The following is a 5,640-nucleotide window of genomic DNA, read 5'->3' on the forward strand; positions in this document are numbered from 1 at the left end:
CGCCGCTTCCGTGACCTTCCGCCTTCGCCTCCCGGCTAGGGGTCGTGGTTTGCGGCTCGTGCCGGGCACCCACCAAGCCCGTCCGACGTTTGAGGACGGAACCGCCCGACCCGGTGCCGGGTGCCCGCTCGGTAGGGGCCAAGCTCCTCGCCGTACTCCGGCCGCAGGCCGAAAAATCCAGCCCGTCCGGCGATTGAGGACGGAACGGGGGCCCCGTTCACGGCCCCCCACCGGGAGGTGACACTCCTGGATTCAGTCCGTAGGCTCCTGAATATGGATATGCACACTGTCGTGGTGGGGACGGCCGGGACGAGCGGGCGGGACGTCGTCGCCGTCGCGCGGGGGCTCGCTCGGGTTGAGCTTGGGGCCGAGGCCCTCGGGGCGATGGCCGCCGCCCGGGAGGTCGTGGAGGCGCTCGCGGCCAAGCCCGAGCCCGTGTACGGCGTGTCCACCGGCTTCGGGGCGCTGGCCACGCGGCACATCGGGCAGGACTTGCGGACGCAGCTTCAGCGGAACATCGTGCGGTCGCACGCCGCCGGGATGGGACCGCGCGTCGAGCGCGAGGTCGTGCGGGCGCTGATGTTTCTGCGGCTGAAGACCGTGGCGTCCGGGCGTACCGGCGTACGGCCGCAGGTCGCGCAGACCATGGCCGACGTGCTGAACGCCCGGATCACGCCCGTCGTCCACGAGTTCGGCTCGCTCGGCTGCTCCGGCGATCTCGCGCCGCTCTCGCACTGCGCGCTCACGCTCATGGGCGAGGGCGACGCGGAGGGCCCCGACGGCACCGTCGCGCCAGCCGCCGAGCTGCTCGCCGCGCACGGCATCGCGCCGGTCGAGCTGCGCGAGAAGGAGGGCCTTGCCCTGCTCAACGGCACGGACGGCATGCTCGGCATGCTGGTCATGGCGATCGCCGATCTGAGGCGGCTCTACACCTCCGCCGACGTCACCGCCGCGCTCAGCCTGGAGGCCCTGCTCGGTACCGCCAAGGTCCTCGCGCCCGAGCTGCACGCCATCCGCCCGCATCCCGGACAGGGCGTCAGCGCCGCCAACATGCTGCGGGTGCTCGCCGGCTCCGGGCTGACCGGCCACTTCCAGCAGGACGAGGCGCCGCGCGTCCAGGACGCCTACTCCGTACGCTGCGCACCTCAGGTCGCGGGCGCCGGACGGGACACGCTGGAGTACGCGGACGTTGTCGCCGGGCGCGAACTGGCCTCGGCGGTCGACAATCCCGTGGTGCTGCCCGACGGCCGTGTCGAGTCCAACGGGAACTTCCACGGCGCGCCCGTCGCGTATGTCCTGGACTTCCTGGCGATCGCCGCCGCCGACCTCGGCTCCATCGCCGAGCGCCGTACGGACCGGCTGCTGGACAAGAACCGCTCGCACGGGCTGCCGCCGTTCCTCGCCGACGATCCCGGCGTCGACTCGGGCCTGATGATCGCCCAGTACACACAGGCCGCCCTGGTCAGCGAGATGAAGCGACTGGCGGTCCCGGCCTCGGTCGACTCGATCCCGTCCTCCGCGATGCAGGAGGACCATGTCTCGATGGGCTGGTCGGCCGCGCGCAAGCTCCGTACCGCCGTCGACCATCTGACCCGGGTGATCGCCGTCGAGCTGTACGCCGCGACGCGCGCGATCGAGCTGAGGGAAGGGCTGACGCCCGCGCCTGCGTCCAGGGCCGCCATCGACGCCCTGCGCGCCGCCGGTGTCCAGGGTCCGGGCCCCGACCGTTTCCTCGCGCCCGATCTCGCGGCGGCCGACGCCTTCGTACGCGAGGGCGGGCTGATCGCGGCGGTGGAGCCGGTGACCGGGCCGCTGGCCTGAGCTCGTACGGCAAAGAGGGCAGCCCGGTGTTCCGGGCTGCCCTCTTTTTTGTGGTGTGACTAGAGCACGTTCGCGTCTCTTCGTTGCGAGTACGCGACGAACCCGGCGCCGATCATGAGAAAGGCGGTCCCGCCGAACAGATACGGCGTGGTGTCCACGCTGCCCGTATCGGCGAGGGCGAGATGGCGTGGGCTCTCCGAAGTGTCGGAGTCCCCGGCGGAGAGGCCCTGGGCGGTGGCCGCTGACACCTGGGCCGGCTCGCCCTGCTCATCGGTGGCGTTCGCGGACGGAACGAACCACAGAGCACAGAGCAGGGTCCCGGCGGCGGTGGCTGTCAGCAGCGGTCGGCGTACGACGGACACGGAATCGATCCCCCTTGTGACAACGCCGAATTGGCTGGGTGCGCCGATGCTAGTGAAAGCAGCGGGTCGCGGGAAAGTCGCGGGGGGTCTGAGCCCTACGCTCCGTCGTATGACCACTACAGAAACATCACGGTATGTACGGCTTCGGGTGGAATTGGTGCTGGAGGTCGACGACCCCGAGAAGCTGAGCGCCACCGCCCTCGCCCGTATCGGCGCCGACGAGTTCATGCCGGACGACGAGCGCGCCCACGCCGAGACGGCCGTGGGGGAGGACGAGGCCGAGGCCATCGCGTATCTCGTGGAGCCGTTCGACCTGGTCAGGACGGTTCCCGGCGTCCAGCTCGCCCAGGCCTCGTGGACCAGCGAGCAGATCGACTACGACCCGGACTCCGCGGAGTGGGACCTCGACGACGACGATCGGGACGAGCCGGCCGAAGAGGAGGAGGAAGCCCCGGCTGGTCGGGTCTAGTACACGAGCGTGTCACCCTGGAAGCCCCGGTCCGCGTCACCGACGGACCGGGGCTCGCCCATACGGAACGGCGAGTGGTGTGCGACACATCTCGGGTTGATGTGGAACCGGGCGAACCGGTACAGCAGTTCTTAAGGGTTAGCGGCAGGGTTGGCGTCGATGATGGAGAAACGTGTGATGACGGACAGCAAGCGGCGCAGGGGCCTCATGGCCGCGTCCGCGGTGCTCGGCGGTGTGCTGGTGCTTTCGGCCTGTAGCGAGGGCGCGGACAACGGGTCCGCCGAGAGCACGAAGTCTCCGTCGTCGCAGGCCCAGGTGGACGAGGCGGCGGCCAAGGACACCTCCGAGGCCCAGATAGCCATCTCACCGAAGAACGGCGCGACGAACGTCGGCATCAACAACGACGCCAAGGTTACGGTCACCAAGGGCACGCTCACCGAGGTCACGATGACCACGGCGGACGGCACCGATGTGCCCGGCACGCTCTCCGCCGACTCCACGAGCTGGCAGCCGGACGGCCAGCTCGACCGGTCCACCACATACAAGATCGCCGCGTCGGCCAAGGACGGCAAGGGCCGCGAGGCCCATGAGAACTCGTCCTTCACCACCGTCTCGCCCGCCAACAGCTTCATCGGGAACTTCACGCCCGAGGACGGCTCCACGGTGGGCGTCGGTATGCCCGTCTCGATCAACTTCGACAAGGCGATCACCAACCAGAAGGCCGTCCAGGAAGGGATCACGGTCACCTCCAGCAGCGGCCAGGAGGTCGTCGGCCACTGGTTCAGCTCGCAGCGGCTCGACTTCCGTCCCGAGCAGTACTGGGAGGGCAACTCGACGGTCACGCTCAAGCTGAATCTGGACGGTGTCGAGGGCGCCAGCGGTGTCTTCGGTGTCCAGCAGAAGACGGTCACGTTCACGATCGGCCGCAACCAGGTCAGCACCGTCGACGCCCAGAGCAAGACGATGACGGTCACCCGCGACGGCGCGACGATCAAGACGATCCCGATCTCCTCGGGCTCGCCGGAGAACCCGACGTACAACGGTCAGATGGTGATCTCCGAGAAGTTCAAGGAGACCCGGATGAACGGCGCGACGGTCGGCTTCACGGACAACGACGGCAAGGGCGAGTACGACATCAAGGACGTCCCGCACGCCATGCGGCTGTCCACGTCCGGCACCTTCATCCACGGGAACTACTGGGGCGCCAAGTCCATCTTCGGCACCGCCAACACCAGCCACGGCTGTGTCGGTCTGGCGGATGTGAAGGGCGCGGGTGATCCCAACCAGCCGGCGGCGTGGTTCTACGAGAACTCGCTCATCGGCGATGTGGTCATCGTCAAGAACTCCCCGGACAAGACCATCAAGCCCGACAACGGCCTCAACGGCTGGAACCTCAACTGGGCAGACTGGCAAGCCGGTTCGCGGGTCTGATCCGCTCCCGGTCCCGGTCCCGGTCCACCATAGGGTCGGCCGGGCCTGGTTCTCCTTCGTACGCCCGACGGCGGCGGCACCCTTGCGGTGTCGCCGCCGTTCGCGTTCTCATGCAGCTCTTACCCGGGCCTCAACACTTCATCACGCCCGGTGCCTAGCTTCACGCCCATGTTCTTCACCTATCTCAGGCGCGAGCTGCGCCGTCGCAGAAAGGCGGCGCTCGTCGTCGCCTCGGGGCTCGCCCTGGGCATCGCGCTGGTGATCATCGTCAGCTCGGTCTCCTCCGGTATGAGCCAGGCGCAGGACAAGGTCCTGCAGTCGCTGTACGGCCTGGGCACCGACATGACCGTCACCAAGGCCGCCCCGCCGCCCGGCGAGGGCGGCCGGACCAGGCCCCGCTTCGAGTTCGACGCCAAGGGCGACGACGCGGAACAGAGCAGTGACCGGGTGCTGGTCCAGGGCTTCCAGACGCTCGCCGCCTCGACCGTCACCAAGGTCGGCGACCAGGACGGAGTCGCCGACGCCGTCGGCGGGCTGAGCCTGACCGTGCTCAAGGTCAACGGCGAGTTCAAGCCCGGCGAGTTCACTCCGCCGCAGGGCGGCGGAAAGGCCGGTGGCGGCGGCACCGGTGGCGGCGAGGTCCGTGGCGGCGGCGCCGCGTTCGACGTCAACACCTACTCGGTGTACGGCACCGATGTCTCCGCGCCCGCCCTCGGCCCGCTCACCTCCTCCAAGATCACCGCGGGCCGCGCCTTCACGAGTGACGAGACCGACGCGGCCGTCGCGATCGTCGACAGCGCGTACGCCAAGGAGAAGAGCCTCGCGGTCGGCAAGACCGTCACCATCTCCGGCACGAAGTTCACCATCGTCGGTGTCGCGACCGCCGACAGCGGCGACGCCGCCGCCAATCTCTACATTCCGCTGAAGAAGGCCCAGACCCTGTCCGACTCCAAGGACAAGGTCACCACGGTCTATGTGAAGGCCGCCGACTCGCAGCAGATCGAGGGCGTCAAGTCCGCCATCCAGAAGAACATCCCGGACACGACCGTCACCACCTCGGCCGATCTCGCGGACACCGTCTCCGGCTCCCTGTCCACCGCCTCCGACCTCGCCACGACCGTCGGCAAGTGGCTCTCCATCGCCGTGCTGATCGCTGCCTTCCTGGTGGCCGGTCTGCTCACCTCCTCGGCGGTCAGCCGCCGGGTACGGGAGTTCGGCACGCTCAAGGCGCTCGGCTGGAAGAGCGGCCGGGTGACGCGTCAGGTCGTGGGCGAGGCGCTCGTCAACGGTCTGCTCGGCGGTGTGCTCGGTATCGCGCTGGGACTCGGCGGTGCCTATCTCGTCACGGCCATCAGCCCGACGCTCACGGCGCAGCTCGGCTCCACGGGCGGCGGCGGTGGCGGTGGTAACGGCGGCTTCGGCGGTGGCCTGGTGACCGGCGGCGGACCGGCGCGGCAGGCCACGGCCAAGGCGCTCGACATCGCCCTGACCGCGCCCGTCTCGCTCGCCACCCTCGCCGTCGCCGTCGGACTCGCCGTGGCGGGCGGGCTGATCGCG

The 5,640-nt window shown here is 69.4% G+C and carries 5 protein-coding genes; 4 read left to right on the forward strand and 1 reads right to left on the reverse strand.

Translation table 11 applies throughout. The annotated features are described in order from the left end of the window. Nucleotides 1-273 precede the first annotated feature (273 nt). Nucleotides 274-1,821, forward strand: coding sequence for a histidine ammonia-lyase (gene hutH, locus GA0115259_RS33330; protein WP_093603859.1), 1,548 nt, complete (start codon nucleotides 274-276; stop codon nucleotides 1,819-1,821). A 59-nt stretch (nucleotides 1,822-1,880) separates the two neighbouring features. On the opposite strand, the gene GA0115259_RS33335 is transcribed toward hutH, so the two are convergent. Then, complete coding sequence (locus GA0115259_RS33335; RefSeq protein ID WP_093603861.1) at nucleotides 1,881-2,183, reverse strand: hypothetical protein; 303 nt, start codon at nucleotides 2,181-2,183, stop codon at nucleotides 1,881-1,883. Nucleotides 2,184-2,292: 109 nt separating this feature from the next. Here GA0115259_RS33335 and GA0115259_RS33340 point away from each other — a divergent pair, with 109 nt between their 5' ends. The 3 genes from GA0115259_RS33340 to GA0115259_RS33350 all read left to right on the forward strand — a co-directional run. Beyond that, nucleotides 2,293-2,652 (forward strand): hypothetical protein, encoded by a 360-nt coding sequence (locus GA0115259_RS33340; protein WP_066953469.1) that lies wholly within the window; start codon nucleotides 2,293-2,295, stop codon nucleotides 2,650-2,652. A 162-nt stretch (nucleotides 2,653-2,814) separates the two neighbouring features. Further along, nucleotides 2,815-4,083, forward strand: a complete 1,269-nt coding sequence (locus GA0115259_RS33345) for a L,D-transpeptidase (RefSeq protein ID WP_093603867.1) — start codon at nucleotides 2,815-2,817, stop codon at nucleotides 4,081-4,083. Between the two features lie 168 nt (nucleotides 4,084-4,251). Next, nucleotides 4,252-5,640, forward strand: a 1,389-nt coding sequence (locus GA0115259_RS33350) for an ABC transporter permease (RefSeq protein ID WP_093603863.1), incomplete at its 3' end; no start/stop codon positions are given.

Source organism: Streptomyces sp. MnatMP-M17, from assembly GCF_900091995.1.
Lineage (GTDB): Bacteria > Actinomycetota > Actinomycetes > Streptomycetales > Streptomycetaceae > Streptomyces.